Origin of the sequence: Pantoea sp. UBA6567, from assembly GCF_002434165.1 — a bacterium.
Taxonomy (GTDB): Bacteria; Pseudomonadota; Gammaproteobacteria; order Enterobacterales; family Enterobacteriaceae; genus Pantoea; species Pantoea eucrina.
Map to the genome: position 1 here is coordinate 1580415 of NZ_DJJN01000006.1, position 26812 is coordinate 1607226.

Annotated in this window: 29 protein-coding genes, 1 other RNA gene and 1 pseudogene; 11 read left to right on the forward strand and 20 right to left on the reverse strand. The window is 54.4% G+C overall.

The annotated features are described in order from the left end of the window. Positions 1 to 39: 39 nt before the first annotated feature. Positions 40 to 1497 (forward strand): membrane-bound lytic murein transglycosylase MltF, encoded by a 1458-nt coding sequence (gene mltF / locus B4M48_RS13485; protein ID WP_039379675.1) that lies wholly within the window; start codon positions 40 to 42, stop codon positions 1495 to 1497. Here mltF and tadA read toward each other — a convergent pair. Further along, positions 1494 to 1988 (reverse strand): tRNA adenosine(34) deaminase TadA, encoded by a 495-nt coding sequence (gene tadA / locus B4M48_RS13490; RefSeq protein WP_071667886.1) that lies wholly within the window; start codon positions 1986 to 1988, stop codon positions 1494 to 1496. The genes mltF and tadA overlap by 4 nt on opposite strands. A gap of 57 nt (positions 1989 to 2045) precedes the next feature. Further along, a complete protein-coding gene (gene yfhb, locus B4M48_RS13495) occupies positions 2046 to 2684 on the reverse strand; it encodes a phosphatidylglycerophosphatase C (RefSeq protein ID WP_094112077.1) in 639 nt (212 codons plus the stop codon). 200 nt (positions 2685 to 2884) lie between these two features. Between yfhb and B4M48_RS13500 the strand changes: the two genes are divergently transcribed. Both B4M48_RS13500 and B4M48_RS13505 read left to right on the forward strand, forming a co-directional pair. After that, on the forward strand, positions 2885 to 3724 hold the full coding sequence (locus B4M48_RS13500) for a MurR/RpiR family transcriptional regulator (RefSeq protein ID WP_071667885.1): 840 nt from the start codon (positions 2885 to 2887) through the stop codon (positions 3722 to 3724). 56 nt (positions 3725 to 3780) lie between these two features. Continuing rightward, the gene (locus tag B4M48_RS13505; protein ID WP_039379685.1) at positions 3781 to 4032 is read left to right on the forward strand and encodes a YfhL family 4Fe-4S dicluster ferredoxin; all 252 of its coding nucleotides are present in this window, start codon (positions 3781 to 3783) and stop codon (positions 4030 to 4032) included. An 11-nt stretch (positions 4033 to 4043) separates the two neighbouring features. Here the strand turns inward: B4M48_RS13505 and acpS are convergent, their stop codons facing one another. From acpS to trmN, 12 genes are all read right to left on the reverse strand, one after another. Next, positions 4044 to 4424, reverse strand: coding sequence for a holo-ACP synthase (acpS, locus tag B4M48_RS13510; protein ID WP_039379688.1), 381 nt, complete (start codon positions 4422 to 4424; stop codon positions 4044 to 4046). Next, positions 4424 to 5155, reverse strand: coding sequence for a pyridoxine 5'-phosphate synthase (gene pdxJ / locus B4M48_RS13515; protein WP_039379691.1), 732 nt, complete (start codon positions 5153 to 5155; stop codon positions 4424 to 4426). The genes acpS and pdxJ overlap by 1 nt, the downstream gene beginning before the upstream one ends. 70 nt (positions 5156 to 5225) lie before the next feature. Continuing rightward, positions 5226 to 5954 (reverse strand): DNA repair protein RecO, encoded by a 729-nt coding sequence (gene recO / locus B4M48_RS13520; protein ID WP_288656911.1) that lies wholly within the window; start codon positions 5952 to 5954, stop codon positions 5226 to 5228. 3 nt (positions 5955 to 5957) lie between these two features. Continuing rightward, positions 5958 to 6863, reverse strand: a complete 906-nt coding sequence (era, locus tag B4M48_RS13525) for a GTPase Era (RefSeq protein ID WP_039379695.1) — start codon at positions 6861 to 6863, stop codon at positions 5958 to 5960. Between the two features lie 48 nt (positions 6864 to 6911). Further along, complete coding sequence (gene rnc, locus B4M48_RS13530; protein ID WP_039379698.1) at positions 6912 to 7592, reverse strand: ribonuclease III; 681 nt, start codon at positions 7590 to 7592, stop codon at positions 6912 to 6914. Positions 7593 to 7703: 111 nt separating this feature from the next. Then, positions 7704 to 8675: a signal peptidase I gene (lepB, locus tag B4M48_RS13535; RefSeq protein ID WP_039379701.1), complete on the reverse strand. Its 972-nt coding sequence runs from the start codon at positions 8673 to 8675 to the stop codon at positions 7704 to 7706. A 9-nt stretch (positions 8676 to 8684) separates the two neighbouring features. Next, on the reverse strand, positions 8685 to 10484 hold the full coding sequence (gene lepA / locus B4M48_RS13540) for a translation elongation factor 4 (protein WP_039379703.1): 1800 nt from the start codon (positions 10482 to 10484) through the stop codon (positions 8685 to 8687). A gap of 217 nt (positions 10485 to 10701) precedes the next feature. Next, a complete protein-coding gene (rseC, locus tag B4M48_RS13545; RefSeq protein ID WP_039379706.1) occupies positions 10702 to 11166 on the reverse strand; it encodes a SoxR-reducing system protein RseC in 465 nt (154 codons plus the stop codon). After that, positions 11163 to 12119 carry a sigma-E factor regulatory protein RseB gene (gene rseB / locus B4M48_RS13550; protein ID WP_071667883.1) on the reverse strand — a complete coding sequence of 319 codons (957 nt, stop codon included), beginning with the start codon at positions 12117 to 12119 and terminating at the stop codon, positions 11163 to 11165. Before rseB ends, rseC begins: the two co-directional genes overlap by 4 nt. After that, positions 12119 to 12778: an anti-sigma-E factor RseA gene (rseA, locus tag B4M48_RS13555; RefSeq protein ID WP_039379711.1), complete on the reverse strand. Its 660-nt coding sequence runs from the start codon at positions 12776 to 12778 to the stop codon at positions 12119 to 12121. Before rseA ends, rseB begins: the two co-directional genes overlap by 1 nt. A gap of 30 nt (positions 12779 to 12808) precedes the next feature. Then, positions 12809 to 13384 carry an RNA polymerase sigma factor RpoE gene (gene rpoE, locus B4M48_RS13560; RefSeq protein ID WP_039379714.1) on the reverse strand — a complete coding sequence of 192 codons (576 nt, stop codon included), beginning with the start codon at positions 13382 to 13384 and terminating at the stop codon, positions 12809 to 12811. A 363-nt stretch (positions 13385 to 13747) separates the two neighbouring features. Continuing rightward, entirely contained in the window at positions 13748 to 14497 is a 750-nt protein-coding gene (gene trmN, locus B4M48_RS13565) for a tRNA(1)(Val) (adenine(37)-N(6))-methyltransferase TrmN (RefSeq protein WP_039385615.1), read from the reverse strand. Between the two features lie 136 nt (positions 14498 to 14633). Here trmN and srmB point away from each other — a divergent pair, with 136 nt between their 5' ends. After that, positions 14634 to 15962 (forward strand): ATP-dependent RNA helicase SrmB, encoded by a 1329-nt coding sequence (gene srmB, locus B4M48_RS13570; RefSeq protein WP_039379716.1) that lies wholly within the window; start codon positions 14634 to 14636, stop codon positions 15960 to 15962. A 184-nt stretch (positions 15963 to 16146) separates the two neighbouring features. On the opposite strand, the gene grcA is transcribed toward srmB, so the two are convergent. Further along, positions 16147 to 16530: an autonomous glycyl radical cofactor GrcA gene (gene grcA, locus B4M48_RS13575; protein ID WP_039379718.1), complete on the reverse strand. Its 384-nt coding sequence runs from the start codon at positions 16528 to 16530 to the stop codon at positions 16147 to 16149. Positions 16531 to 16707: 177 nt separating this feature from the next. On the opposite strand from grcA, the gene ung reads away from it, so the two are divergent. Beyond that, complete coding sequence (gene ung / locus B4M48_RS13580; protein WP_166714075.1) at positions 16708 to 17385, forward strand: uracil-DNA glycosylase; 678 nt, start codon at positions 16708 to 16710, stop codon at positions 17383 to 17385. A 46-nt stretch (positions 17386 to 17431) separates the two neighbouring features. Here ung and grpE read toward each other — a convergent pair whose 3' ends face one another. Then, the gene (gene grpE, locus B4M48_RS13585) at positions 17432 to 18010 is read right to left on the reverse strand and encodes a nucleotide exchange factor GrpE (RefSeq protein ID WP_071667881.1); all 579 of its coding nucleotides are present in this window, start codon (positions 18008 to 18010) and stop codon (positions 17432 to 17434) included. A gap of 122 nt (positions 18011 to 18132) precedes the next feature. Between grpE and nadK the strand changes: the two genes are divergently transcribed. From nadK to bamE, 3 genes are all read left to right on the forward strand, one after another. Further along, the gene (nadK, locus tag B4M48_RS13590) at positions 18133 to 19011 is read left to right on the forward strand and encodes an NAD(+) kinase (protein ID WP_039379723.1); all 879 of its coding nucleotides are present in this window, start codon (positions 18133 to 18135) and stop codon (positions 19009 to 19011) included. Positions 19012 to 19096: 85 nt separating this feature from the next. After that, positions 19097 to 20758: a DNA repair protein RecN gene (gene recN, locus B4M48_RS13595; protein ID WP_288656918.1), complete on the forward strand. Its 1662-nt coding sequence runs from the start codon at positions 19097 to 19099 to the stop codon at positions 20756 to 20758. A gap of 185 nt (positions 20759 to 20943) precedes the next feature. Beyond that, positions 20944 to 21294: an outer membrane protein assembly factor BamE gene (gene bamE / locus B4M48_RS13600; RefSeq protein ID WP_071667878.1), complete on the forward strand. Its 351-nt coding sequence runs from the start codon at positions 20944 to 20946 to the stop codon at positions 21292 to 21294. 54 nt (positions 21295 to 21348) lie between these two features. On the opposite strand, the gene B4M48_RS13605 is transcribed toward bamE, so the two are convergent. After that, entirely contained in the window at positions 21349 to 21639 is a 291-nt protein-coding gene (locus tag B4M48_RS13605; protein ID WP_166714077.1) for an RnfH family protein, read from the reverse strand. Beyond that, a complete protein-coding gene (locus B4M48_RS13610; protein WP_039379733.1) occupies positions 21632 to 22066 on the reverse strand; it encodes a type II toxin-antitoxin system RatA family toxin in 435 nt (144 codons plus the stop codon). The genes B4M48_RS13605 and B4M48_RS13610 overlap by 8 nt, the downstream gene beginning before the upstream one ends. A 160-nt stretch (positions 22067 to 22226) precedes the next feature. Here B4M48_RS13610 and smpB point away from each other — a divergent pair, with 160 nt between their 5' ends. The 3 genes and pseudogenes from smpB to B4M48_RS13625 all read left to right on the forward strand — a co-directional run. Next, entirely contained in the window at positions 22227 to 22709 is a 483-nt protein-coding gene (gene smpB / locus B4M48_RS13615) for an SsrA-binding protein SmpB (protein WP_039379735.1), read from the forward strand. 43 nt (positions 22710 to 22752) lie between these two features. Then, positions 22753 to 23115, forward strand: a transfer-messenger RNA (tmRNA) gene (gene ssrA / locus B4M48_RS13620). Between the two features lie 226 nt (positions 23116 to 23341). Then, positions 23342 to 24103: pseudogene (locus B4M48_RS13625) on the forward strand (primase-like DNA-binding domain-containing protein); the annotation flags it as partial. 152 nt (positions 24104 to 24255) lie between these two features. Here B4M48_RS13625 and B4M48_RS13630 read toward each other — a convergent pair. Then, complete coding sequence (locus B4M48_RS13630; RefSeq protein WP_288656920.1) at positions 24256 to 25098, reverse strand: HNH endonuclease; 843 nt, start codon at positions 25096 to 25098, stop codon at positions 24256 to 24258. Then, positions 25095 to 26627: an AAA family ATPase gene (locus B4M48_RS13635; RefSeq protein WP_288656922.1), complete on the reverse strand. Its 1533-nt coding sequence runs from the start codon at positions 26625 to 26627 to the stop codon at positions 25095 to 25097. The genes B4M48_RS13630 and B4M48_RS13635 overlap by 4 nt, the downstream gene beginning before the upstream one ends. Positions 26628 to 26812: the final 185 nt, after the last annotated feature.

Here is a 26812-nt window from a genome sequence, read left to right on the forward strand (position 1 = left end):
TAAAGGACAGAGGCCTGTGAGCCATTAAGAGACAACCATTTGAAACGCCTAAAATTAAATTATCTGTTTATCGGTCTGATCACCGTGCTGCTGGCGCTGGCGCTGTGGCCGGCAATCCCCTGGTACGGGGGCGATCGGGACGCGCTGACAGCGATCAAATCACGCGGTGTGTTGCGCATCAGCACCGTCAATTCGCCACTGACCTATTACACCGTCAATCAGGCACCGGCTGGCATGGATTACGAGCTGGCAAAGCGCTTTGCAGACTACCTCGGCGTCAGGCTGGAAGTCACTGTGCGACCCAGCCTGGGCGATCTGTTTGACGATCTCGATGACGGAAAAGCCGATCTGCTCGCCGCCGGGCTTATCTATAACAGTGAGCGTCTGGCGCACTATCAGGCCGGTCCCAGCTACTATTCGGTGTCGCAGCAGCTGGTTTACCGTATCGATAAACCGCGTCCGCGCACGCTGGGCGACCTGAAAGGCCGTCTGGTGGTGCAGTCCGGCTCAGCCTATCTCTCCACGCTGCGGGCAGAAAAAGCCAACAGCTATCCCGATCTCGACTGGGCTATCGCCACCGATCAGGGACAGAAAGCGCTGCTGGAGGCGGTGGCTGACGGCAAGCTTGACTACACGGTAGGCGACTCGGTGACCGTGGGCCTGCTGCAGCGTATTCATCCGCAGCTGGCGGTAGCCTTTGATATTACCGATGAAGAGCCAGTGACCTGGTATCTGCCGCGCAATGCTGACAGCAGCCTCAACGCGGCCATGCTCGATTTCTACAGCCAGATGGGTGAAGAAGGCACCATGGCGCGGCTGGAGGAGAAGTATCTCGGTCACGTTGGCACGTTTGATTATGTTGATACCCGCACCTTCCTGCGCGCAATTGACAATACGCTGCCGGATATCAAACCGCTGTTTGAGAAATATGCGGCGAGCATGGACTGGCGCCTGCTGGCGGCGATCTCCTATCAGGAGTCGCACTGGAATCCGCAGGCGACCTCGCCCACCGGCGTGCGCGGCATGATGATGCTGACGCGCAACACGGCGGATAGTCTTAACGTTGATGACCGGCTCGATCCGGAGCAGAGCATTCGCGGCGGCAGTGAGTATCTGCAGCGCATGATGGATAAAGTGCCAGCGAGCGTGCCTGATGACGAGCGCATCTGGTTTGCGCTGGCAGCTTACAATATGGGATATGCGCACATGCTCGACGTGCGCCGGCTGACGGCAAAACAGGGGGGTAACCCTGACAGCTGGGCGGATGTAAAACTGCGCCTGCCGATGCTCAGCCAGAAGCGCTACTACGCGCAAACCGCCTACGGCTATGCGCGCGGGCACGAAGCGTATAACTACGTGGAGAATATCCGTAAGTATCAGCTAAGCCTGGTGGGCTATCTGCAGGAGCAGGAGCGCCGCCTGGCGCAGCGTTCAGCGCTGGAAGCAGAGCTGGGCGCCGGCTATCCGGCGGTTGAGCCTAAAATTGCCATGAACTAATCTGCGCGCTGTGCCTGACGCAGCGCGCGCTTCTGCTCGCGTCGCATACGAAAAAAGTCGCTCAGCATGCCGGCGCACTCCTCCGCCAGCACGCCGCAGGCGATCTCAATCTGATGATTCATCCCCGGGTGCCCCAGCACATCCAGCAGCGAACCGGCCGCGCCGGTTTTAATATCTTTCGCGCCGTAGACCAGGCGGGTAATGCGGCTGTGAACCATGGCGCCGGCGCACATGACGCACGGCTCCAGCGTGACATAGAGCGTGGTATCCAGCAGGCGATAGTTATCCAGCACTTTGCCGCCCTGGCGCAGCGCCATGATCTCCGCGTGTGCGGTGGGATCGCACTGGCCAATCGGCCGGTTCCAGCCCTCGCCTATGACTTTATCTCCCTGCACCAGCACGGCTCCGACCGGCACCTCACCCTGCTCCCGGGCACGCTGCGCCAGCTGCAGCGCATAACGCATCCAGTATTCATCAGTTTGTGGCTTCACCGGGTAACTCCTGCAGAATCAAAAGGCGGCGCATTATAGACAAAAACGCCGCGCGATTCACTCCAGCTGCTGCAGTTCACCGCGCGGCGTTACGCGCCAGCGATGCTGGCAGAAAAACAGCAGCGGGTTATCCTGCTTGCTGTCGCTATAGCCGCTGTAGAGCTGCAGCGGCGTGCCAATCTGCTCTTCCAGCTGCGCAACCTTTTCGTGGCCCAGGCAGCGCATCGCCAGCACGCGTCCGCCGCGTCCTGGCCGCATCTGGCTGGCAATCAGTTTCACACGCGGCAGAAAAGCGGAGTCAAAATAGACCTGCTCCACCAGCGACTGCGGTGATCCGGTAATCAGCCACACATCGGCATCGTTGCTCTGCAGGTAATCGGTCAGGCGCTGCTGCACCACCGGAAACGCTACTACCCGCTCGCGGAACCACTGCGCAAACTCCGCTTCACGCGCGCGCAGGCGCGTTTCGCTGTGCCCGAACGTGATTGCCCAGAGCAGCAGACTCATTGGCCAGCGCGCTGCCCGGCCCTTAATCAGCAGCCCGAGGCCAATAACCGGCAGCAGCGGAACCACCAGCAGCAGATTCAGCGGCTGCCGGCGCAGTAAAAAGCGCATAAAGGTGCCAAACATATCCTGCTGATGCAGCGTGCCGTCCAGGTCGAAAAATACGACGCGACGTTGCGAGTCCTGTGTCAAACCCCTCTCCTTTTTTAAATCAGTTGCTGCTCTACAGTGTAGCCAGCAACCGCGCTTAGCGAAGCTGTGATTTTTAATTCCGCTAGCTACAAAGCCCACTGAATAGTTTATTCTTGATGTCATGGAATATTGACTATTGCTGCGCATGCTGCGGAGAGGTTAGCCGCGCCATGCTATAAAACCGGGAGTAAGGATCGACCATGAGTTCACTGCTGCGAATCCGTCAGCTCTATCCCCGGCTGGCGCTGAATGAGCGCCGGCTGGCCGACTTTTTACTGTCACAGCCCGATCGGGCGCGCCATCTCAGCTCGCAGAAGCTGGCTGAAGAGGCGGGCGTCAGCCAGTCGAGCGTGGTGAAATTTGCGCAGAAGCTGGGTTATAAAGGCTTTCCTGCACTGAAGCTGGCGCTGAGTGAATCGCTGGCGGATCGCGATGCGATCACCGTGCATAATCATATCCTCAGCGACGATCCGCTGAAGATCGTGGGAGAGAAGCTGCTGACGGAGAAGATCTCCGCGATCCGCGCCACGCTGGATATTAACAGCGAAGAGAAGCTGATGGAGACGCTGCATCTGCTGAAGAATGCCAACCGCATTCTGCTGGTGGGTATCGGGGCATCCGGTCTGGTGGCGAAAGATTTCTCCTGGAAACTGATGAAAATCGGTATTAACGCGGTGGCAGAGCAGGATATGCACGCCCTGCTCGCCAGCGTTCAGGCGATGGCGCCGGGCGATGTCCTGCTGGCCATCTCCTACACCGGCGAACGACGCGAAATCAATCTGGCGGCACAGGAAGCAGCCGCTATCGGTGCAGATGTGGTGGCCTTTACCGGTTTTACGCCAAATGCGCTGCAGCAGTGCGCGTCAATCTGCCTCTATACCGTTGCAGAGGAGCAGAGCACGCGCAGCGCGGCAATCTCCTCAACCAGCGCCCAGCTGGCCCTGACAGATTTGCTGTTTATGGCGCTGGTGCAGCACGATCCGGAGCGGGCATCGAGCCACATTCGCCACAGCGAAGCGCTGGTGAAAAAGCTGATATAAGCGTTAAACCAGCTTATAATGACCGCGTTTTTAATGAGGATTAACGGACGTGAAGAATGGCGTTACTGATTACGGCGAAATGTATTAACTGCGACATGTGTGAGCCGGAGTGTCCCAATCAGGCTATCGCGCTGGGTAAGGCGATATATGAAATCGATCCGGCACGCTGCACCGAGTGCGTGGGACATTATGAAACGCCAACCTGCCAGAGCGTCTGTCCTATCGACAATACGATTGTCAGCGACCCACAGCGCGCCGAAAGCCGCGACGCGCTGTGGGAGAAATTCGTACAGCTCTGGCCGCACTGAGCGCGTAACGCTCAGTCCTCGATGATCACCGTGGCACAGGCGTAGTGGCGCTCATCAGCCAGCGTCACGTGCACGCGCTGCACGCCCAGCCGTTCAGCAATGATGCTCGCCTGCTCAAAAAAGCGCAGACCCGGTTTTCCCAGCGCATCGTTGAACACCTCAAACTGATTAAACGCCAGTCCGCCGCGGATCCCGGTGCCAAAGGCTTTGGCCGCCGCCTCTTTCACGGCGAAGCGCTTGGCAAGGAAACGCACCGGCTGCTGATGCGCCTGATACTGCTGCCACTCCGCGTCACTCAGTACGCGGCGCGCCAGGCGATCGCCGGATCGTTCGATAACGCCGGCGATGCGCTCAATTTCCACGATATCGCTGCCGAGGCCGAGAATCGCCATCAGCGCCGCGCTTCCCGCATCAGCTGCTTCATTTCGCTTACCGCATCTGCCAGCCCGCTGAAGAGCGCGCGGCCGATGAGGGCATGGCCGATATTCAGCTCATGCATCTCCGGCAGCGCCGCAATGGGCTGCACATTGTGATAAGTCAGTCCGTGGCCGGCATTGACCTTCAGCCCGAGAGAGGCAGCGTAGTGCGCTGCTTCGCGAATACGCATCAGCTCAGCGTCACGCGCCTGCCCTTCCGGCGCTTCGGCGTATGCGCCGGTATGAATTTCGATATAAGGCGCGCCGCTGGCAACCGCTGCGTCAATCTGCCGGCGGTCGGCATCGATAAACAGTGACACCAGTATGCCCGCCTCTGACAGCTGCTGTACCGCTGCGCTGACGCTCGCCTGCTGGCCCGCCACGTCCAGGCCGCCCTCCGTGGTGACCTCCTGACGCTTCTCCGGCACCAGGCAGACAAAGTGCGGCCGGATGTCACAGGCGATGGCGATCATCTCATCCGTGACCGCCATCTCCAGGTTCATTCGCGTCTGAATGGTATCGCGCAGAATACGCACATCGCGGTCGGTGATATGCCGGCGGTCTTCACGCAGATGCACGGTAATACCATCAGCGCCCGCCTGCTCGGCCACGAAAGCGGCCTGTACCGGATCGGGATAGTGGGTGCCACGCGCGTTACGTACGGTAGCGATATGATCAATATTGACGCCTAACAGCAACTCAGCCATAACTACGCTTCTCTTTATTTAATGTCAGTGCAGTGTATCGCGACGATACGTTCAGGTGGTCTGACCGCCGCTACGCCTGCGGCGCATCGGGTTTCTTCTTTGGAATAAACTGGCGAAACAGCTCCTGACTCTTCAGCGGTTTGCCGCCGAGATAGGGCTTTAGCGCAATGCGCGTAAAGCGCTTGGCGGCCCGCAGGCTATCGGCATCGGGGAAACTGCGCGCTTCAATGGCGCGCAGCTGGTGACCGGTAAAGCTGCGCTGATTCAGCACCAGGCTGGCGATAAAGCCCTTCTCTTCGCGGTAGCTGTAGGTCATGGCGTCATCGATCGCCTCGCCGCTGCCGGCGCAGTGCAGAAAATCGACGCCGTAGCCGAGATGCCCGAGCAGCGCCAGCTCAAAACGGCGCAGCGCCGGTTCCGGCGAGGCGGTGCCGGCGGCCAGCTCCTGAATACAGTTCAGGTAATCGAAGAAGAGTTCAGAAAAGGGGATCTCCTGCTCCAGCACGCGCGACAGCAGTTCATTGACATAGAGACCGCAGTAGAGCGTGATGCCGCTGAGCGGCAGCGCCAGCGAAACCGCTTCGGCATTACGCAGCGTTTTGATTTCACCGCGTCCGCCCCAGCGGACCAGCAGCGGCGTAAAAGGCTGCAGGGTGCCTTTCAGCTGAGAGCGACGCGAGCGCGCGCCTTTAGCCAGGACGCGAACGCGGCCCTGACTTTCCGTAAAGAGATCGAGCAGCAGGCTGGTTTCGCTGTAGGGGCGACTATGCAGCACAAACGCGCGTTGCCAGCCTTCCATCAGTTACAGATCGTCTGTGTAGCCCAGGCTGCGCAGCGCACGTTCGTCGTCTGCCCAGCCCGATTTAACTTTCACCCAGAGCTCAAGGTGCACTTTGGCTTCAAACATCTCTTCCATGTCACGCCGCGCTTCAATGCCGATGGTTTTGATTTTCGAGCCTTTATTGCCAATTACCATTTTCTTCTGGCCTTCACGCTCTACCAGAATCAGGCCATTGATGTCGTAGCCGCCGCGCTCATTGGCCACAAACTGTTCGATCTCAACGGTCACAGAGTAAGGCAGTTCGGCACCGAGGAAACGCATCAGCTTTTCGCGGATGATCTCCGAAGCCATAAAGCGCTGTGAGCGGTCGGTGATGTAATCTTCCGGGAAGTGGTGCTCCGCCAGCGGCAGACGCTTACGGGCAATCGCTGCGATGGTATCGACGTTTTTGCCATTCTCAGCAGAGATAGGCACGATATCGAGGAAATTCATCTGCTGGCTCAGGAACTGCAGGTGCGGCAGCAGGATACTTTTATCCTGAATGTTATCCACCTTGTTCACCGCCAGCACCACCGGGACTTTGCCGTCGCGCAGCTTGTTGAGCACCATCTCATCATCCGGCGTCCAGCGCGTGCCTTCCACGACGAAAATTACCAGCTCCACGTCGCCAATTGAGCTGCTGGCAGCACGGTTCATCAGGCGGTTGATCGCCCGCTTCTCTTCCATATGCAGCCCGGGTGTATCCACGTAGATCGCCTGATAAGCGCCCTCGGTGTGGATGCCCATAATACGGTGGCGCGTGGTTTGCGGTTTGCGTGAGGTGATCGAGACCTTCTGCCCCAGCAGCTGGTTCAGTAAGGTTGATTTACCGACGTTGGGCCGGCCTACAATCGCGACAAAGCCGCAATAAGTTTCGTGTTCGCTCATTCGGGTCCTGACTTAGTCAGCGCCGGGATGGCGCTGTCGTAAAACAATTTATTCGAGTCCAAGCTTAATTAAAGCCTGTTCGGCGGCAGCCTGTTCCGCTTTGCGGCGGCTGGAGCCTACGCCCACGACCGGATCGGCCATGCCACTCACCTGACAGTGAATGGTGAACTCCTGGTCGTGCGCTTCGCCCCGCACCTGCACCACCAGATAGGAAGGCAGCGGCAGATGGCGACCCTGCAGATACTCCTGCAGGCGCGTTTTGGGATCTTTCTGTTTATCGCCCGGGCTTATCTGCTCCAGACGGTTCAGATACCAGTCGAGAATCAGCTTCTCAACGGTCTGGATATTACTGTCGAGGAAGATGCCGCCAATCAGCGCCTCTACCGTATCCGCAAGGATCGACTCGCGACGGAAGCCGCCGCTTTTCAGTTCGCCTGGTCCAAGACGCAGGCACTCGCCCAGTTCAAACTCACGCGCCATCTCAGCCAGCGTATTGCCGCGCACCAGCGTGGCGCGCATGCGGCTCATATCGCCTTCGTCCACGCGCGGGAAGCGGTGATAAAGCGCGTTGGCAATCACATAGCTGAGAATTGAATCGCCTAAAAATTCAAGCCGTTCGTTATGCTTGCTGCTGGCGCTGCGGTGTGTCAGGGCCTGCTGCAAAAGTTCCGGATGAGTAAAAGTGTAGCCCAGTTTGCGCTGCAGCTTAGTAATGAGAATGGGGTTCATGCGATTCCAGTTGTTCTGTGCGTCTGTAACTCTGCATACGAAACAGGGCTGATAGCAGCGCGTTCTGTTTCGTGTGCAGTGGCTTCCTGTCAGACAGGAAGCCACCCGTATTTAGTGAATGCCGCCGATACGGCTCAGGCGTACGCCTGTCGGCCACTCACCTTCCTGTTTTTCAAAGCTCATCCAGATAGCGACCGCTTTACCGACCAGATTCTTCTCAGGCACAAAGCCCCAGTAGCGGCTGTCGGCGCTGTTGTCACGGTTGTCGCCCATCATGAAATATTGACCCTTCGGTACCACCCAGGTCGCCTGCGGCTGGCCCGGCTGCTGATAGTACATGTTCGCCTGACTCTGCGCCTCATTCACCAGCAGAATATTGTGCGTCACATCGCCCAGCGTCTCTTTGCGCGTCCCGAGACGCAGGCCACCGCGCAGCGTTTCACCCTGCGGTTTCCGGAAGAAGCCGTTGCCGGTCTCGTTGCCGTCAAAGCCGCTGAACGTCTGGATAAAGTCGCTTGGCTCAATATTGGTATAGGTGACCGGCAGCGCCGTATCACATTTGCCGTTACCGCAGCCGGGATTGATGGTCAGCGTTTTACTGAACGGATCAAACATCACTTTATCGCCCGGCAGACCAATCACGCGCTTGATGTAGTCAACGCTGGGATCTTTCGGATATTTAAACACGGCGACATCGCCGCGCTTTGGATGTCCGGTCGGGATCAGCGTGGTCTGCGTAATGGGATCTTTAATACCGTAGGCAAACTTCTCCACCAGAATAAAGTCGCCAATCAGCAGCGTGGGCATCATTGAGCCGGAGGGGATCTGAAAGGGTTCAAAAATAAATGAACGTACAATCAGTACCACCGCCAGCACCGGAAATACCGATGCCGCCGTTTCAATCCAGCCTGGCTGCGCAGCCACTTTCGCCAGCGTTTTGCTGTCGAGCGAGTTACCCGCCTGCGCCTGTGCAGCGGCCTGTTTTGCCCGACGCTCAGGTGCCCACTTCACGCGATCGATACACCAGATGATGCCGGTCAGCAGCGTAGCGATAACCAGAATCAGGGCGAACATGTTAGCCATTGTGGTTCCTTATTTGCTGTCTTTACCGACATGCAGAATGGCGAGGAAAGCTTCCTGCGGCAGCTCAACGTTGCCGACCTGCTTCATGCGTTTCTTACCATCTTTCTGTTTCTGCAACAGTTTTTTCTTACGGCTGACGTCACCGCCGTAGCATTTTGCCAGGACGTTTTTACGCAGCTGCTTCACGGTGGAACGCGCAATGATGTGGTTGCCAATCGCCGCCTGAATCGCGATATCAAACTGCTGGCGCGGGATCAGATCTTTCATCTTCTCCACCAGCTCGCGACCGCGGTACTGCGAGTTATCGCGGTGGGTGATCAGCGCCAGGGCATCAACGCGCTCTGCGTTAATTAATACGTCCACGCGCACCATGTCTGACGCCTGGAAACGCTTGAAGTTGTAGTCCAGCGACGCATAGCCGCGCGATGTCGATTTCAGACGGTCGAAGAAGTCGAGTACCACTTCAGCCATCGGGATATCGTAGGTGAGCGCGACCTGGTTGCCGTGGTAAACCATATTGGTCTGCACGCCGCGCTTCTCCACGCACAGGGTAATCACGTTACCCAGATACTCCTGTGGCAGCAACATGTGACACTCTGCAATCGGCTCACGCAGCTCTTCAATATTGTTGAGCGGCGGCAGCTTGGCCGGGCTGTCAACATATACCACTTCGCCATCGGTGGTTTGCACTTCATACACAACCGTTGGCGCAGTGGTGATCAGATCGAGATCGTACTCGCGCTCCAGGCGCTCCTGAATGATCTCCATATGCAGCAGACCCAGGAAGCCGCAGCGGAAACCAAAGCCCAGCGCAGTTGAACTCTCTGGCTCATAGAATAGAGAGGCGTCGTTCAGGCTCAGCTTGCCGAGCGCGTCGCGGAATGACTCATAGTCATCTGAACTCACCGGGAAAAGACCGGCATAAACCTGCGGTTTGACCTTTTTGAAGCCAGGCAGCGCTTTATCTGCCGGGTTGCGCTGCAGCGTCAGCGTATCGCCCACCGGCGCACCCAGAATGTCTTTGATGGCGCACACCAGCCAGCCCACTTCCCCGCACTTCAGTTCGGTGCGGTCAACCTGTTTGGGTGTGAAGATACCCAGGCGGTCAGCGTTATAAACCTGACCGGTACTCATGACTTTGACCTTCTCGCCCTTGCGCAGCGTACCGTTTTTAATACGGATCAGGGAAACAACGCCAAGGTAGTTATCGAACCAGGAGTCGATGATCAGCGCCTGCAGCGGGCCATCCGGATCGCCTTCCGGTGCCGGAATATCGCGCACCAGGCGCTCCAGCACATCCGGCACGCCGATGCCGGTTTTAGCCGAGCAGCGCACGGCATCTACGGCATCGATACCCACGATATCTTCAATCTCTTCGGCTACGCGCTCAGGATCGGCAGCGGGCAGGTCGATCTTATTCAGTACCGGTACCACTTCCAGATCCATTTCCATGGCGGTATAGCAGTTCGCCAGCGTCTGTGCTTCAACGCCCTGTCCTGCATCGACCACCAGCAGCGCCCCTTCGCAGGCCGCCAGCGAGCGGGAAACTTCATACGAGAAGTCTACGTGGCCCGGGGTGTCGATAAAATTGAGCTGGTAAGTTTCACCGTCTGGCGCTGTGTAATCGAGCGTGACGCTCTGCGCTTTAATCGTAATGCCGCGCTCGCGCTCCAGATCCATGGAATCAAGAACCTGCGCCGCCATCTCACGATCGCTCAGGCCACCACAAATCTGAATCAGACGATCGGAGAGCGTTGATTTGCCGTGGTCAATGTGAGCAATAATAGAGAAATTTCGTATGTGCTTCATTTATATGAATATCTTCACGTAGAGAATCAGTTGAAAACGTGAGCACAGACACATTCAGGCAAGCGATCTTTACCCGGAACCCTGTCGGCCTCATTAATGACGTCGCATATTACACTGTTAACGCCGCGCGTTAAAGAATGGAACCTGTGGGATTTGCAACAGAATTCAGCGGGTAAGCGGAAATGAAAAGGCCGCACAGCAGGCGGCCCGGGCGGCATCAGCTGACATCTTCAACCCGCAGCGCATCAGGCGGAAGCGCCACGCTGAGGATCACCGGCTGAAAGGCTTCGCGTCCGGCATAGCGCGATGAAACGCCTTTGGCAATGATAAATCCTCCCACGCCGCCAAGCAGCGCCCCGCAGGCGGCCGCGAGGTCGCTGTGAAACAGCATCTGAAACAGGCCAGCCACAGCAAACAGGCCAAACAGCGGCGTCATATAGACCAGCAGCGCTGAGCCGAGCAGGCTGCTTTCGCGAATGCCTAACTCAATGCGCTGACCCGGCTGTAGCGGCTCAGCGCTGGGAATGGTCATGACATGGGCGTTCTTCGGCCCCAGCTTGTTGAGCGCATGGCTGCCACAGCCTTTACGCGCTGAACAGCTGTTGCAGGAAGTTTTCGCTTCGGAATGCAGTGTGGCAATGCCATCCTGCCATGCCACCACGGTGGCCCACTCTCTCATCATTTCTTTGCCCCTGCATCAATAGCGCTGGCGATACGTTTCGCGGTTGCGGGCGGTAATTCGCCCACCACGGTGATCTCCTGATTATCGCGCACAACGGTCTGCACCGTACGACGTCCCGTGCGCAATTGCTGAGGCACGCTATTTTTATCGGCAGGCGCAATGTTAATGGCAAAACTGAACAGCCCGTCGCTGTAGAGACGCGATTCGACGGTTTTATTCATGGCGGGTATTGCGCGACGACTCTGCGAAATCAGCTTCATGCCTGCCGGTATCCAGCCAGGCTGCCAGCTGAGTTCCACTTTGTCGCCCGCCGGCAGGGAGAGCGACGGCGGCAGATTTGCCTTCTCAAGCCCCTGCATCAGATTGCGCACGCCCTCATCCACTGCAAAGCTGATAACGCGGAACTGCTCCAGCGTTTCACCATCGCGATCCAGTAAATCGATGCGCAGCGGCAGTTTGGTATCCACGTCCAGCCAGACCACATAGCTGTAGCGCGTACCGTCACGGGAGACAATACGCACAACTTCGCACATCTGGTCAGCCATACGCGATCGCCCTACCGGCACAAAGTCATACGCCTGACCCAGCCGGGAGAAATCAGCAAACATCAGTGAAGGCAGCGCGTCGATAATATGGTTGCCCGGCAGTGAGAACGGATCCAGCCCGGGTTCAAAATAGCTGATGTCGTTACCGCGCTGGATCACTTCACGGCGCGGACCATCCATCTGCAGCAGCTGCGCAAAGACGCGCTTATCCACCACGGCGTGACGATAGCGCAGAGACTCAATGCCCAGTCGTGAGACATTAATATACGCAAATTCATAATTGAGATTTTGAGTCGCCTGCTCCATCTGCTGTAACAACGCCCCGGAAGACGACGTCTGTGCCGGGGCGGTTGATGTCCAGAGCAGGCTGCCGGCCATAAGGCTAACGGCGCACCAGAGCTGCTTCATTACTGCTGTTGAGTTCCTAACGACTGCGTTCCGGGAACGGTGGCCTGCGCCTGCTGCGGTACGCTGTTTTCAAACTGTACCTGATCGGCATGCAGACGACGCTGCAGCTCATAATCCTGCAGCATGGCGTTAACGCGACGCCGCTGATCCTGAACCTGCTGATTTGAACTGTTGGTCTCAAAGGCATCAGACGGTACGCCCAGGCTTACCGGTGACGCTTTACCCATCATCGGCAGCGTATTAAACGCCGGAGCATCTGAGGACTCTGCTGCCCCACCGGCAGAAGAGCCGTTGTAGTGCTGCACGCCAACAATGACCGCCAGTGATACGCAGGCGGCTACGCCAATTTGCGTGACTGACGCTACCCAGCTGCCGCCGCGACGCCAGAACGGCATTTTTTGCCAGCGTGCCGGTTCCGGCTGCGCTTCAGGGATCAGCGGTGTTGCCGCAGGGCGCAGCGGTTCATTTTCGATGGCTGCGGCCACGCGGGCGGAGATATCAAAATGCAGCACTTCGCCTACATCCCCGCGAAGGGTGTCGCGAATAAGATGGTAGCTCTCCCAGCTTTTTTGAAGTTCGACATCCTTTGACAACGAGGACAACAGCTCGCTGTCTAACGTTTCACCATCCATTAAAGCGGAAAGTTTTTCTTTCTGCATGCCTTGGTACCCTTTCAGTAGCCGTTATCACTAACGTTGGATAAGCGGTTGAACTTTGTTATCAATGGCTTCCCGGGCACGAAATATGCGCGATCGGACAGTACCAACCGGGCAATCCATAATGGCAGCGATCTCTTCATAACTCAGACCATCCAGCTCCCGGAGCGTGATAGCCATACGGAGATCTTCAGGAAGTGACTCAATTGTCCGAAAAACAATTTGTTTCAGTTCGTCAGACAACATTAAGTTCTCAGGGTTCGATATTTCTTTTAACGCGCCCGCACTTTCGAAGTTTTCTGCATCAATTGCATCTACGTCGCTGGAAGGCGGACGACGGCCCTGAGCCACCAGATAATTTTTTGCTGTGTTTACCGCGATGCGGTAAAGCCACGTGTAAAAAGCGCTATCCCCGCGGAACGACTCCAGCGCGCGATAGGCTTTGATAAATGATTCCTGTACCACATCGGGCACGTCACCCGAAGGGACATAGCGTGAAACCAGGCTCGCCACTTTATGCTGGTATCGGACTACCAGTAAGTTAAAGGACTTTTGATCTCCTTTCTGAACCCGCTCAACGAGAACCTGATCCGTTAACTGCTCGCTCATCCGAGGTAATGTCTCCCCAAAACTCTTTTATGCGTAAGTGGACTGCCAGCACATCTCATACCCGTGAGCAAGCATGCGCTTTGAGTTCTGTTCTGGCCTGAAGTTCACTACGACCTGTTTTTTCGTCGCGGCATTGCAACCCGTTATGACGTAGCGGCTGACCCGCTTTCAATAGCTTATGCAGTGCCGATCGGTGCTGGCAGAGTAGCGTAAGGCGATCTCTTTTTCATCTTTATTACTCTTCTTTTCAGCATAGCTGACGGCAGCGCGCAAAATTCGCCACTTTGCAACACGATGCAGCAGGGATCCTGCGAACGTAACGACAGATCGCGACCGCTGCTGCAGTATGGTGACAGCCAATACTCAGCGGAAAAGATAGAAGTCTGTCACCAGGCTCAGCCAGTCAGCGGAGTAGCTTTTATCTTCATTGCGGATCGCCAGCCGCTCCTGTATCAGCTCGCCTGCCGCAGGTGAAAAGCCCAGCACCAGCCGGTTGGGTGGCCGCTGTGCATAAGGCGCAACGTCGTAGCGCAGCCGCAGATGCCAGCCATCGGCGCGGGCAAGCTGCACCAGCGCCTCGCCGCTCTCCACCGGCAGCACCACGCAAAACAGCCCCTCTTCTTCGATAAGCTGTGCCGCGCACTGCAGCAGCGCGGCGTGATCGAGCGTGGCGGTGCTGCGCGCCGTGTCTCGCGCGACGCTGGATGAGGCCATACCGGGCACAAAGAAAGGTGGATTGCTGACGATCAGCGAATAGCGTTTTTCACACCGGCTGCTCCAGTTAAGGATATCCGCCTGGTGCACGGTGATACGAGCGCCCCACGGCGAGGCCTGCACATTCTCCTGCGCCTGCGCGGCGGCTTCGCTATCAAGCTCGACCGCATCCAGCGTAACCTGTTGCGGCGTGCGCTGCGCCAGCATCAGGGCGATAAGCCCGCTGCCGCAGCCAATATCCAGAATACGCCGTGCCCCGGCCACCGGCGCCCACGCCCCCAGCAGCACGCCATCCGTGCCAACCTTCATTGCACAGCGATCGTGTGCGACAAAAAATTGTTTAAACGTAAACCCATCTTTTCTTAATGTCGCCCGTGCTGGCGGCTGGTACTGAGACATGCTTTCGGCCATTGAATTGTTATCTGGCGAGAGTGTAACGTGGTCGCACAATGAATTCATCTGCGCCTGATGAACACAAACAGATGAAGATTGCGGCCGATCTGTCTATAATCAGCGCCCCAAACTGAGGTAGAACATGACAGTAACCACATTCTCCGAACTCGAACTCGACGAAAGCCTGCTGGATGCCCTGCAGGAAAAAGGCTTCACGCGCCCGACGGCCATTCAGGCTGAAGCCATTCCTGCCGCGCTGGAAGGCCGTGACGTGTTAGGTTCGGCACCCACCGGAACGGGGAAAACCGCCGCCTATCTGCTGCCCGCATTACAGCATCTGCTGGACTTCCCGCGTAAGAAGTCGGGTCCGCCGCGTATCCTGATCCTCACCCCTACCCGCGAACTGGCGATGCAGGTGGCCGATCAGGCGCGTGAGCTGGCGAAGCATACCCATCTGGATATCGCCACCATCACCGGCGGCGTTGCCTATATGAACCACGCTGAAGTCTTCAGCGAAAATCAGGATATTGTGGTGGCGACCACCGGCCGTCTGCTGCAGTACATCAAAGAAGAGAACTTTGACTGCCGCGCGGTAGAAACACTGATTCTTGATGAGGCGGACCGCATGGTCGATATGGGCTTTGCCCAGGATATCGAGACCATCGCCGGTGAGACGCGCTGGCGCAAACAGACGCTGCTCTTCTCCGCCACGCTGGAAGGCGAGCACATCAAAGATTTTGCTGAACGCCTGCTCAACGATCCGGTCGCGATTGAAGCCGACCCGAGCAAAAGCGAACGCAAACGCATTCAGCAGTGGTACTACCGTGCTGATAACCTTGAGCACAAGACCAAACTGCTGGTGCACCTGTTAAAGCAGCCGGAAGTGAAGCGTGCGATTGTGTTTGTGCGCAAGCGTGAACGTCTGCACGAGCTGGTGACCTGGATGCATGAAGCGGGCCTGCGCAGCAGCTACCTCGAAGGTGAGATGGTACAGGCGAACCGTAATGAAGCGATTAAACGCATCAACGATGGTCGCGTCAATGTGCTGGTTGCCACTGACGTTGCGGCGCGCGGTATCGATATTGATGACGTGACTCACGTGATCAACTTTGACCTGCCGCGTACGGCAGATACCTATCTGCACCGCATTGGCCGTACCGGCCGCGCCGGACGCAAAGGGATCGCTATCTCGCTGGTTGAGGCGCACGATCACGTTCTGCTGGGTAAAATCAGCCGCTACGTTAATGAGCCGCTGAAATCACGCGTGATTGATGAGCTGCGCCCTGAGTCGCGTGCGCCGAGTGCTAAAGTCACCGGAAAGCCGTCGAAAAAGGCGCTTGCCAAACGCAAAGAGAAGAAAGAGAAAGAAGACGAAAAGCCGCGCGTGAAAAAACGCCATCGTGACACCAAAAACGTGGGTAAACGCCGCAAGCCAAGCGGATCAACCACGCCGGAGTCAGGTGCGGAATAAAACGTCACTGCAGTAAAAAAAGCGCCTGAACCGGCGCTTTTTTTTTACGTTCAGCTGGCCTTAAGGGCCACTGACAGGCGGGTCAGCGCGAACGCCGGTAAATGTCGCATTTTAATCAACGCATGCGTTCCGGACCGCTTCCGCACTGGCCTGCAGCATGAGCAACTTTTCATCGCTACTTCAGTTACAGGCTCTCTGTAAAGGTACGGGTGATCACATCGCGCTGCTGCTCTGGCGTCAGGGCATTAAACCGTACGGCATAACCGGATACGCGAATGGTCAGCTGTGGATACTTTTCGGGATGCTTAACCGCATCTTCCAGCGTTTCCCGCTGCAGTACATTGACGTTAAGATGTTGTCCGCCCTCAACGCGCACCTGCGGTTTCTGCTCCAGGGGCACTTCACGGTATGCCATCTCGCCCAGCTCGCTCAGGGCAACCACCTGATCCTCCTCATAGAGGCCTCTGGCGCACAGACAGCGCGCCTGTCCCGCCTCTTCATCCAGCAGCCAGAATGAGTTCAGCAGCAGCGGGTTATGGGTTTGGGTAATTTGAATGCCGGTAATCATAGCGATCTCCAGAAAGGGGCGTTCTGTCTCTGAACGCCGTTGACAGATAGACAGGCTGGTATATCACCGGGACGCCGCCGGTGCCTTGACCTGCATCAAGCTGAAACGGCGGGGTTAATTCTTCTGCTCCCGCGCTGAAGCAGCTAAGCTAAGGAAAACTATCGTCAGGAGTTAACCATGAGTGACAAGCTGACCTGGCACGATGTGCTGGCAGATGAAAAAGAGAAGCCCTATTTCAAAGAGACGCTGCAGGCGGTTGCGCAGCAGCGGGCGGCGGGCGTGACCGTTTATCCGCCACAGAAAGATGTGTTTAACGCGTTTAAACTGACAGAACTGGGCGATATCAAGGTGGTGATTTTGGGTCAGGATCCCTATCACGGACCGAATCAGGCGCACGGCCTGGCTTTTTCGGTGCTGCCTGGCGTGGCCATCCCGCCCTCTCTGCTTAACATGTACAAAGAGCTGGAACAGGATATTGAGGGTTTTCAGCGGCCGCAGCACGGTTTTCTGGAGAGCTGGGCCACGCAGGGGGTAATGCTGCTGAATACGGTACTGACCGTTGAGGCGGGCAAAGCACACTCGCACGCGCGGCTTGGCTGGGAGACGTTTACTGATACGGTGATTGATGCCATCAATACGCACCGTGAGGGCGTGGTTTTTCTGCTGTGGGGATCGCACGCGCAGAAGAAAGGCAGCATCATTGATGCGCAGCGTCATCACGTGCTGAAAGCTCCCCATCCTTCTCCGCTCTCAGCGCATCGCGGCTTTTTTGGCTGCCGGCACTTCTCGCAGACCAACGCACTGCTCAGCCAGGCGGGAGAAACGCCGATCGACTGGACGCCAGTCCTCCCCTGAAACAACAACGGCCGCGTCAGGCGGCCGTTGTGATGCACTACTCTGCTCAGGCTTTGGCTTTAGAGACCGCCACCATCGCCGGACGCAGCAGGCGACCATTCAGGGTATAGCCACGCTGCATTACCATCAGTACATGGTTCGGCTCAACCTCATCCGATTCCATCATCGACATCGCCTGATGCAGATCCGGGTTAAACGGCACGTGGGTGTCGCCCACCACTTCAACGCCAAACTTGCGCACGGCGCCCAGCAGGGATTTCAGCGTCAGCTCGATGCCTTCAATCATTGAGGCGAGCCCGGTGTTCTCTTTATCAGCCACTTCCAGCGCGCGTTCCAGGCTATCAATCACTGGCAGCAGCTCGTTGGCAAATTTTTCCAGCGCAAATTTATGCGCTTTTTCGACATCCATTTCTGCACGGCGACGGATGTTTTCAATCTCCGCCTGCGCACGCAGCTGCGCTTCGCGCACGCCGCCCTGCGCCTGGGTCAGCTCCGCTTCCAGTTGCGCAATGCGCTCATCACGCGGATCCACCTCAGTTGCTGTCTCCGCGTCCGCCGGCTGTTGATCCTGTTGAATTTCGTCTGAGACTTGCTCGTTTGGGGTGTTCTGTTCTTTACTACTCATGAATTTCTCCGCGTTTTGCACATTCATTTCGCTGGTTGGCTTATTATGGGGATCAGTTTGACGGTTTCAAGTGAACCCATCACATTGCCAGGCCGTTTTGGCTTATGAGGAATACCCGCCACATGAACAAACACTTTAGCTGCATCGGGATCGTGGGTCATCCGCGCCATCCTACCGCGTTAACCACCCATGAGATGCTCTGGCGCTGGCTGACCGATAAGGGATATGAAGTGATTGTCGAACAGCAGATTGCGCGCGAGCTGAGCTTAACCGATGTAAAGACCGGCACGCTGGCGGAAATAGGCCAGCAGGCCGATCTGGCCGTGGTGGTTGGCGGCGATGGCAATATGCTGGGCGCGGCCAGGGTGCTGGCACGCTATGACATTAAAGTGATTGGCATCAACCGTGGCAATCTGGGCTTCCTGACCGACCTCGATCCGGATAACGCGCAGCAGCAGCTGGATGATGTTCTTCAGGGCGACTACTTTGTGGAGAGTCGCTTTCTGCTTGAGGCGCAGGTCTGCCGCGATACCTGCTCACCGCGCATTGGCAGCGCCATCAATGAAGTGGTGCTCCATCCTGGCAAAGTGGCGCATATGATTGAGTTTGAGGTCTATATTGACGAAGTGTTCGCCTTTTCTCAGCGTTCAGATGGCCTGATTATCTCCACCCCTACCGGCTCCACCGCCTACTCGCTCTCCGCAGGCGGACCTATTCTTACCCCTTCGCTTGATGCGATTGTGCTGGTGCCGATGTTCCCGCACACGCTGTCGTCGCGCCCGCTGGTTATCAACAGCAACAGTACCATTCGCCTGCGTTTCTCCTCGCTGCGCAGCGATCTGGAGATCAGCTGTGACAGCCAGATTGCCCTGCCGATTCAGGAGGGTGAAGATGTGCTGATCCGGCGCAGCAGCAGCCACCTTAATCTTATCCATCCTAAAAACTATAACTACTTCAATACATTAAGCTCAAAACTCGGCTGGTCGAAAAAATTGTTCTAGAAATCAGTGCTGGCTACTTTACTGGTTAAAAAACCAGTTTATACTGTACGAAAAACCATATCTGTTTTTCTATACAGGTGATTGTATGCTGGCACAACTGACCATCAGTAACTTCGCAATCGTTCGTGAGCTTGAGATCGACTTTCATCGCGGTATGACAGCGATCACCGGTGAGACCGGCGCAGGTAAATCTATTGCCATTGATGCGCTGGGCCTCTGCCTCGGCGGACGGGCGGAAGCGGATATGGTGCGTCAGGGCGCAAGCCGGGCTGATATCTGTGCCCGCTTTCAGCTGAAATTATCGCCGTCAGCGCAGCGCTGGCTGGTTGATAATCAGCTGGATGACGGTAATGAGTGCCTGCTGCGCCGTGTTATCAGCGCGGATGGTCGCTCGCGCGGCTTCATCAACGGCACGGCCGTACCGCTCTCACAGCTGCGCGAGCTGGGCCAGCTGCTGATTCAGATCCACGGTCAGCACGCGCATCAGCTGCTGCTGAAAACCGATCATCAGAAGCATCTGCTTGATGCTTACGCGGCGCATGACGGGCTGCTGACGGAGATGCGTCAGCACTACCAGCGCTGGCATCACAGCTGCCGTGTGCTGGCGCAGCATCAGCAGCAGTCGCAGGAGCGTGAAGCGCGCCGCGAGCTGCTGCAGTATCAGCTGAAAGAGCTGAACGAGTTTGCCCCGCAGGCGGGAGAGTATGAGCAGATTGACGAAGAGTACAAGCGTCTCGCTAACAGCGGACAGCTGCTCTCTACCAGCCAGCAGGCGCTGCATATTCTTGCCGACGGTGAAGATACCAACCTGCAGAGCCTGCTCTACAGCGCCCGCAACATGCTCAGCGAACTGGTCTCGCTGGATGATAAAGTCAGCGGCGTGTTTAACCTGCTGGAAGAAGCGGCGATTCAGCTGAGCGAAGCCAGCGACGAACTGCGTCACTACTGCGAACGTCTCGATCTTGACCCCAATCGCCTTTACGAGCTGGAGCAGCGGCTGTCGCGGCAGATTGCGCTGGCGCGCAAGCATCACGTTGCGCCTGAAGCGCTGCCGGCCCTGCATCAGCAGCTGCTGGAAGAGGCGGAGCTGCTGTCGCAGCAGGAGAGCGATCAGGAGAGCCTGCAGCACGACGTAGTGATGCATCACAAAGCCGCTATCACCTGCGCTGAAACGCTGCATCATCAGCGTGAAAAATCTGCTCATGAACTGTGCGATCTCATTACGCAAAGCATGCGTACCCTGGCGATGCCGCACGGGCAGTTTGCGATTGTGCTGGAGTTTAATCCCGATCAGCTGACGGCCGAAGGTGCCAGCCGCATCGATTTCCGGGTGACAACTAACCCTGGCCAGCCGCTGCAGCCGCTGGGTAAAGTCGCCTCAGGCGGTGAGCTGTCGCGTATCGCGCTCGCTATTCAGGTGATCACCGCGCAGAAGATGGAAACCCCGGCCATGATTTTCGACGAAGTAGATGTCGGTATCAGCGGGCCTACTGCAGCTGTCGTAGGCAAGATGCTGCGTCAGCTGGGTGAATCGACGCAGGTCATGTGTGTGACGCACCTGCCGCAGGTTGCAGGCTGCGGTCATCAGCACTTCTTTGTCAGCAAAGAGACCGACGGCGCGATGACGGAAACGCATATGCAGCCGCTGGATAAGCGCGCACGCCTGCAGGAGCTGGCACGTCTGCTGGGCGGCAGCGAAGTCACGCGTAACACCCTGGCGAACGCCAAAGAACTTTTAGCAGCCTGAGACCGCACTTTTTTCCGGCCTGATGGTCATATGCATGCTCTGTAAAGGTTCCCAACCGGGAAAAGGTCTATTATCATCGGCAGTGATATCGCCATAATAAAAGCCTGCCGCGTGCAGAGTTCAGAATGTAATGGCAACAAAACTGCCTGCTGAAAGGCGTTTGGCCCGAAAAAAGGAATGTACAGATGCGCTTTAAGACGCTGACTGCTGCGGCAGTGGTAATGTTGATGACAACCGCCGGATGCTCCACGCTGGAGCGCGTTGTTTATCGTCCGGATATTAATCAGGGGAATTACCTGGCCGCCAACGATGTCGCCAAGATCCATACCGGCATGACGCAGCAGCAGGTAGCCTATACCCTGGGCACCCCGATGATGCACGATCCCTTTGGCAGCAACGTCTGGTATTACATTTTCCGTCAGGAACCTGGTCACGAGCGCGTGAAGCAGCAAACGCTGACGCTGACATTCGATCGCAGCGGTGTCCTGACGAACATTGATAACAAGCCGCGGCTCACTGGCCAGAAAGACAGTTAAGCTGATGACAGTAAAAAAGGCGCCCGGGGCGCCTTTTTTAATGCTTAACGTCAGCTATTTTTTTGTGGCGGCACGCTCAGCACGCTGGCGGCGCAGCTCTTTCGGATCGGCAATCAGCGGCCGGTAGATCTCAACCCGATCACCCTCTTCAACCCTATCGCCAAGCTTAACCGGCCGGCTGAAGATCCCGGTTTTATTCTGTGACAGATCGATATCCCGGCGCAGCTGCAGCAGTCCCGATGCCTCTATCGCCTTTTCTACCGTAGCACCCTGCTCCAGCGTAACCTCGCGCAGATACTGCTTATCCGGCAGCGCATAGACCACTTCCACCCGGATCTTAGTCACGATAGACCTCTTTGGCACGCTGGGTAAACGCCTGCACCATGCTGTTTGCCAGCTCTTTAAACACGCGCCCGAATGCCATCTCAACCAGCATATTGGTGAACTCAAAATCGAGGCTCAGCTCAACCTTGCAGGCGTCATCACCCAGCGAGATAAATTTCCAGCCGCCGGTCAGCTTACGGAACGGGCCATCAACCAGCTGCATATGAATGCTCTGGTTGTCAGTCAGCGTATTGCGCGTGGTAAAGGTTTTACTGATGCCCGCCTTTGAGACATCGACCGCAGCGGTCATCTGATGACCGCTGTTATCCAGCACGCGACTGCCGGTGCAGCCGGGAAGAAATTCAGGATAGGCATCCACGTCATTCACAAGCTGGTACATCTGTGCAGCGCTATAGGGGACCAGCGCTGAGCGGCTAATCTGAGCCATAAGGGTTCCTGTTGGTCACAAAACCATTGAATTGTACCATTTTAGGCCATTAAACAAAAATTCATGCTTTTGCCAGCTGTGCTAAAATAGGATGTTTTTTACCGCCCCGCAGGACATGGGGATGCGCCCACAAACTGAGTAATGTAGACTACGCCGCACTATGACAAAGAAAAAAGCTCACAAACCCGGTTCAGCCACCATTGCCCTCAACAAACGCGCGCGCCACGAATACTTCGTCGAAGAGGAGTTCGAAGCGGGTCTGTCGTTACAGGGATGGGAAGTTAAAGCACTGCGCGCCGGTAAAGCCAATATCAGCGAAAGCTATATCATGCTGCGCGACGGCGAAGCGTTTCTGTTTGGCGCTACGTTCCAGCCGCTGATCGGTGCTTCAACGCACGTGGTGTGCGATCCGACACGCACCCGTAAGCTGCTGCTGAAAGAGCGCGAGCTCTCTTCACTGTTTGGCAGCGTTAACCGCGACGGTTACACCATCATACCGCTTTCGCTCTACTGGAAAAACGCCTGGGCCAAGCTCAAAATCGGCGTCGCACGCGGTAAGAAAGAGCACGACAAGCGTTCTGACATTAAAGATCGCGAGTGGAAGATGGACAAAGCACGAATTATGAAGAGCGCCAGCCGTTAAGCACTGGATTTTTTTATAGATTTGCGCTACAGTTTTAAAACTTGGGGCTGATTCTGGATTCGACGGGATTCGCGAAACCCAAGGTGCATGCCGAGGGGCGGTTTGCCTCGTAAAAAGCCGCAAAAAAATAGTCGCAAACGACGAAAACTACGCACTAGCAGCTTAATAACCTGCTTAGAGCCCTCTCTCCCTAGCCTCCGCTCTTAGGACGGGGATCAAGAGAGGTCAAACCCAAAAGAGATCGCGTGGATGCCCTGCCTGGGGTTGAAGCGTTAAAACTAATCAGGCTAGTCTGTCAGTGGCGTGTCTGTCCGCAGCTGCCAGGCGAATGTAAAGACTGACTAAGCATGTAGTACCGACGGTGTAGTAATTTCGGACGCGGGTTCAACTCCCGCCAGCTCCACCAAAATTCTCCATCGGTGATTACCAGAGTCACATGATGAAGTCCTGAAAGCCCGCACGGCGCAAGCCCTGCGGGCTTTTTTGTGTCTGTAGCTTTCTGGCTGGTTCCGCCTGAGTCTGTGAGTCAGCAGTATGCATTCGGTGGATGCTATGGTGCGGGCCAAAAGCGTGTATCCGCTTCGGACGAACATCAGTAATGCTGTGATTAAGATAACCTTACTCTCAGCTGAGATAACATTACGTCAGCCACCATCGACACGCTGGAATCATCGCGCGAACGCTCCAGCGTGGCCGGATTCTCGCTGATTATTCTGCCCGATCAGGAGAAATGGAGCGGCGACGGCGCGGGAAATAAGGCGATTACCGGCGGCGATGCAGTAGCCATCGATCCTAAATATCGCGACGCCTATTCAACCCATATTCCGGCGGTGATTCTGGCGGTTAATAACAATCCGATGCGTTTCAGCGATCGCAGCGGCGGCGTGTCACGTCGTCGTGTAATCCTGACCTTCCCGGAAGTGATACCGGCAAAAGAGCGCGACCCGCAGCTACTCGATAAAATCAATAACGAGCTGGCCGTCATTGTTCGTCATTTAATGCAGCGCTTCGCCTCACATGATGAAGCGCGCGAACTGTTGCAGGCTCAACAGTCATCCGGCGAAGCGCTGGAGATAAAGCGACAGGCCGACCCGCTGGTCGATTTCTGTGGCTACTTGATGCCGTTGAGTACACCGAACGGGCTGTTTATTGGCAACGCCAACATTCGCCCGATTAATCCGAAGCGCTATCTCTATCACGCTTACCTATCGTTTATGGAATCGCGCGGCCATCAGCACCCGCTCAGCCTGACAGCCTTTGGGCAGGCAGTACCGCAGACGCTGAAAGAGTATGAGCGCGTGCTACTCAAACGCCGAACGAATAACGGCATACAAACTAATCTTACGTTGCATGAAGACAGCGAGGCAGATTGGTTGCCAGCATGTAGCGCCTGATAACATTTTTCCACATAAACCGGCTTAGAGCCGGTTTTTACTTAGTGCATTAATGAATTTCATTTAATAGAAAAGAGCAGACTTAATGAGTTTGTTGGTAGTAAATAAATCCCATCATGTAGTTTTAACTGATATTAACTTGTAAAATCCCCCTACAATCTAAATCTAACTTCACAGAACCAGTCATTTTCTGATAGGCAACTATATAACGCAGATTGCCAAGAGTTTAAGCTTACTGATTTTTTTCCTGCTGCAATTTCTGATAAATAATTTTTCAAATCAACACTACCACCTTTATCGTAAACTCTCCTTACAATATACTCAATGCTTGCCAACTCTTCAGCTGCGTGTGATGCATAAAGAGCAGCCAACCTAAATGCTTTAAAGTGGTATTTAATCCGATTGGCAAGAATTACAGAGCACCCTTGAGGCGGATCTACGTAAAACTCTATTGTTACAGGTATAGATTCATTTATTTTCGCTTTTATCCAAATAAAACCCTCAACATCATCATAATATGGATGTAAAGTTTCTTCCTCAGAGCATTTTGGTTTATCTTCACTCTTAATTTTATTACAATCTTGACACGCAGGAATAAGATTAATAGGAGAAACAGCTAGTGATGGAAAATGTGCTTTTGGCAAGTGATGATCTAATGTTGAGACCACTCTTTGAGAACATAGGGGACATCTACCATGTGCAGGAAGTGACATTAACTTGTCATAATAGATACGGCCGGGCGCTAATTTTTTAGCCATTCTATTCGTATACACATCCTTCATCTCTTTTACTGTTACAACAGCAGCAACATTGTCTTTGGGCAAAATTGTATGTAGCTGTGCACTTGATGCTTTCAAATTAAATTCTTCAGAGGAATCATACACTTCTTGAGAGCATGCTATAAGTCTCGCTTTTAAATTAGCATCACGGATTTTATCAATACATGCAGTAAATACGTCCAGCGCACTATCATTTGGCTTTAAAAGCTTTTTCATGATTGGTTGCCTTTAATTGAAAACAAAGCCCGTAAAATGCCTTTAGCTTCAACTCCAAGCTGACCATTAAAATACTCTAAAGCTGAATCATAGTTCCCGAGTTTATTTACAGCATCATCAAGTAGGTTATGGAATCCTGAGTCGGTGTTTTCTAGTCCAAAAACCTCCCTTGTGAGTATTCCAACATTTTCACCAAAAGATTCTATTTCTAATCTTTCCACTTTAGACAAATAGCCACTACGCCATAATTTCCAAGTACAGCTTCGGGGAACTTCTTGGAGAACTACAGGAGAATGAGTAGCTATTATAGAAACTGCATTCCTATTAACTAACAAATCAGAAAGAGATCTTATAAAAGCTGATAATAATGGTGGATGGAGGTGAGCTTCTGGTTCGTCTAAAAAAACCAAGCTTCTTTCCTCCATTGTCTCAACAAGCCTAGTGATAGTTAGCAATACAATTTTATGCCCTGAACTCAAGTTCTTAAATATTCTCCCGGCAATATCTTTGAAGTCATCATCGTCTTGTATGTTTAATATTGACGCTACATTAATATCAGCAAATACTGGATCTGATTCCAATTTATCTACAGCCCGCCTCCAACGTTCAACTTTCCCTCCAGCCCTGCAAGAAAGCATACTTTTTACAAATTCATTTTTTAGAATTACAGGACTCTTAGGCGGAAGATTTTTCTCACCGGTTTTTCTAACTCTTTTAAGACCTACGTATGAAAACTGTATTCCCGTAGATTTGTCTTTTTTTTCTGATAAAGGTTCAGTTTCATCAAAAGCGCTGAAAGTAACTGATACTACGTTAGAAAAAATTTCACCAGCTAACTGATCTTGAGATGAGAACTCACCAACTTTTGTTGGTGTTGTATTCTCGTCAATTAATGAACTAATCATATTATTCATCAAGTGCGTTTTCCCAACACCATTTCGCCCAATTAGTACATGAATATTTGTTGGGGGATTACTCTCTGGCACTACTTCGAAGCTTAGTGTAATTTTGTCAGAGTCAGTACCCTTCATCACTGGAGAATTATAAGAAAATGTATATTTTGAAAGCCTAGCCCCCCCTTTAGCGAGTCGACGGAACTGTCCTTTAATAGATGTATGACTGACAGACCTCAGAAGAGAGATACTAGTCACTCGCTCATTAATTGCTTTGTTATAAATATCCTCATCTAGAGCAATATCATTAAGTGATGACAAAATTTTATTTCGTACATCTTCGCCAAGTTCGTTCAACACTTCGTAAAAGCTGTCATCTTGACCTACAGAGAAAAATTTCTCATCAAGCTTTTCGAAGGCATCAGGGATGTTTGGTCTACTTTGACCCTTTTCCATATTAAACTGGCCGATTTTAGTAGAGCCAATAACGTGTTTTTCGTGGTTTGAACTTACATAAATTAATGTATACATTGTGGAAAATTCAAACCAGTCATCCCAATTGTCAGTGATTAGATATGCACAGTTTGATTGATTAATAGAGGACGAACTACCCGCAGGCAGCACCTTAAAATCCATCTTTAACTCATTCATTTATGTTTAATTGAAAATTGCCTCTGAATAATCAGAGCATTTTAAGCTATGTATCACTAGTGATATCATGCAACATTCATTACTAACAAGCATTAAGGACGACTTCACTTTAAATTCAATAGCATGTTATCACCCATTGCAATGATTATATATAATATTTTCATTATATG

Bases quoted from the DNA above. Each gene is read 5' to 3' on its own strand.
- B4M48_RS13500 (WP_071667885.1), top strand. From the start codon at position 2,885: ATGAGTTCACTGCTGCGAATCCGTCAGCTCTATCCCCGGCTGGCGCTG.
- B4M48_RS13505 (WP_039379685.1), top strand. From the start codon at position 3,781: ATGGCGTTACTGATTACGGCGAAATGTATTAACTGCGACATGTGTGAG.
- acpS (WP_039379688.1), bottom strand. From the start codon at position 4,424: ATGGCGATTCTCGGCCTCGGCAGCGATATCGTGGAAATTGAGCGCATC.
- pdxJ (WP_039379691.1), bottom strand. From the start codon at position 5,155: ATGGCTGAGTTGCTGTTAGGCGTCAATATTGATCATATCGCTACCGTA.
- recO (WP_288656911.1), bottom strand. From the start codon at position 5,954: ATGGAAGGCTGGCAACGCGCGTTTGTGCTGCATAGTCGCCCCTACAGC.
- era (WP_039379695.1), bottom strand. From the start codon at position 6,863: ATGAGCGAACACGAAACTTATTGCGGCTTTGTCGCGATTGTAGGCCGG.
- rnc (WP_039379698.1), bottom strand. From the start codon at position 7,592: ATGAACCCCATTCTCATTACTAAGCTGCAGCGCAAACTGGGCTACACT.
- lepB (WP_039379701.1), bottom strand. From the start codon at position 8,675: ATGGCTAACATGTTCGCCCTGATTCTGGTTATCGCTACGCTGCTGACC.
- lepA (WP_039379703.1), bottom strand. From the start codon at position 10,484: ATGAAGCACATACGAAATTTCTCTATTATTGCTCACATTGACCACGGC.
- rseC (WP_039379706.1), bottom strand. From the start codon at position 11,166: ATGATGAGAGAGTGGGCCACCGTGGTGGCATGGCAGGATGGCATTGCC.
- rseB (WP_071667883.1), bottom strand. From the start codon at position 12,119: ATGAAGCAGCTCTGGTGCGCCGTTAGCCTTATGGCCGGCAGCCTGCTC.
- rseA (WP_039379711.1), bottom strand. From the start codon at position 12,778: ATGCAGAAAGAAAAACTTTCCGCTTTAATGGATGGTGAAACGTTAGAC.
- rpoE (WP_039379714.1), bottom strand. From the start codon at position 13,384: ATGAGCGAGCAGTTAACGGATCAGGTTCTCGTTGAGCGGGTTCAGAAA.
- trmN (WP_039385615.1), bottom strand. From the start codon at position 14,497: ATGTCTCAGTACCAGCCGCCAGCACGGGCGACATTAAGAAAAGATGGG.
- srmB (WP_039379716.1), top strand. From the start codon at position 14,634: ATGACAGTAACCACATTCTCCGAACTCGAACTCGACGAAAGCCTGCTG.
- grcA (WP_039379718.1), bottom strand. From the start codon at position 16,530: ATGATTACCGGCATTCAAATTACCCAAACCCATAACCCGCTGCTGCTG.
- ung (WP_166714075.1), top strand. From the start codon at position 16,708: ATGAGTGACAAGCTGACCTGGCACGATGTGCTGGCAGATGAAAAAGAG.
- grpE (WP_071667881.1), bottom strand. From the start codon at position 18,010: ATGAGTAGTAAAGAACAGAACACCCCAAACGAGCAAGTCTCAGACGAA.
- nadK (WP_039379723.1), top strand. From the start codon at position 18,133: ATGAACAAACACTTTAGCTGCATCGGGATCGTGGGTCATCCGCGCCAT.
- recN (WP_288656918.1), top strand. From the start codon at position 19,097: ATGCTGGCACAACTGACCATCAGTAACTTCGCAATCGTTCGTGAGCTT.
- bamE (WP_071667878.1), top strand. From the start codon at position 20,944: ATGCGCTTTAAGACGCTGACTGCTGCGGCAGTGGTAATGTTGATGACA.
- B4M48_RS13610 (WP_039379733.1), bottom strand. From the start codon at position 22,066: ATGGCTCAGATTAGCCGCTCAGCGCTGGTCCCCTATAGCGCTGCACAG.
- smpB (WP_039379735.1), top strand. From the start codon at position 22,227: ATGACAAAGAAAAAAGCTCACAAACCCGGTTCAGCCACCATTGCCCTC.
- B4M48_RS13630 (WP_288656920.1), bottom strand. From the start codon at position 25,098: ATGAAAAAGCTTTTAAAGCCAAATGATAGTGCGCTGGACGTATTTACT.
- B4M48_RS13635 (WP_288656922.1), bottom strand. From the start codon at position 26,627: ATGGATTTTAAGGTGCTGCCTGCGGGTAGTTCGTCCTCTATTAATCAA.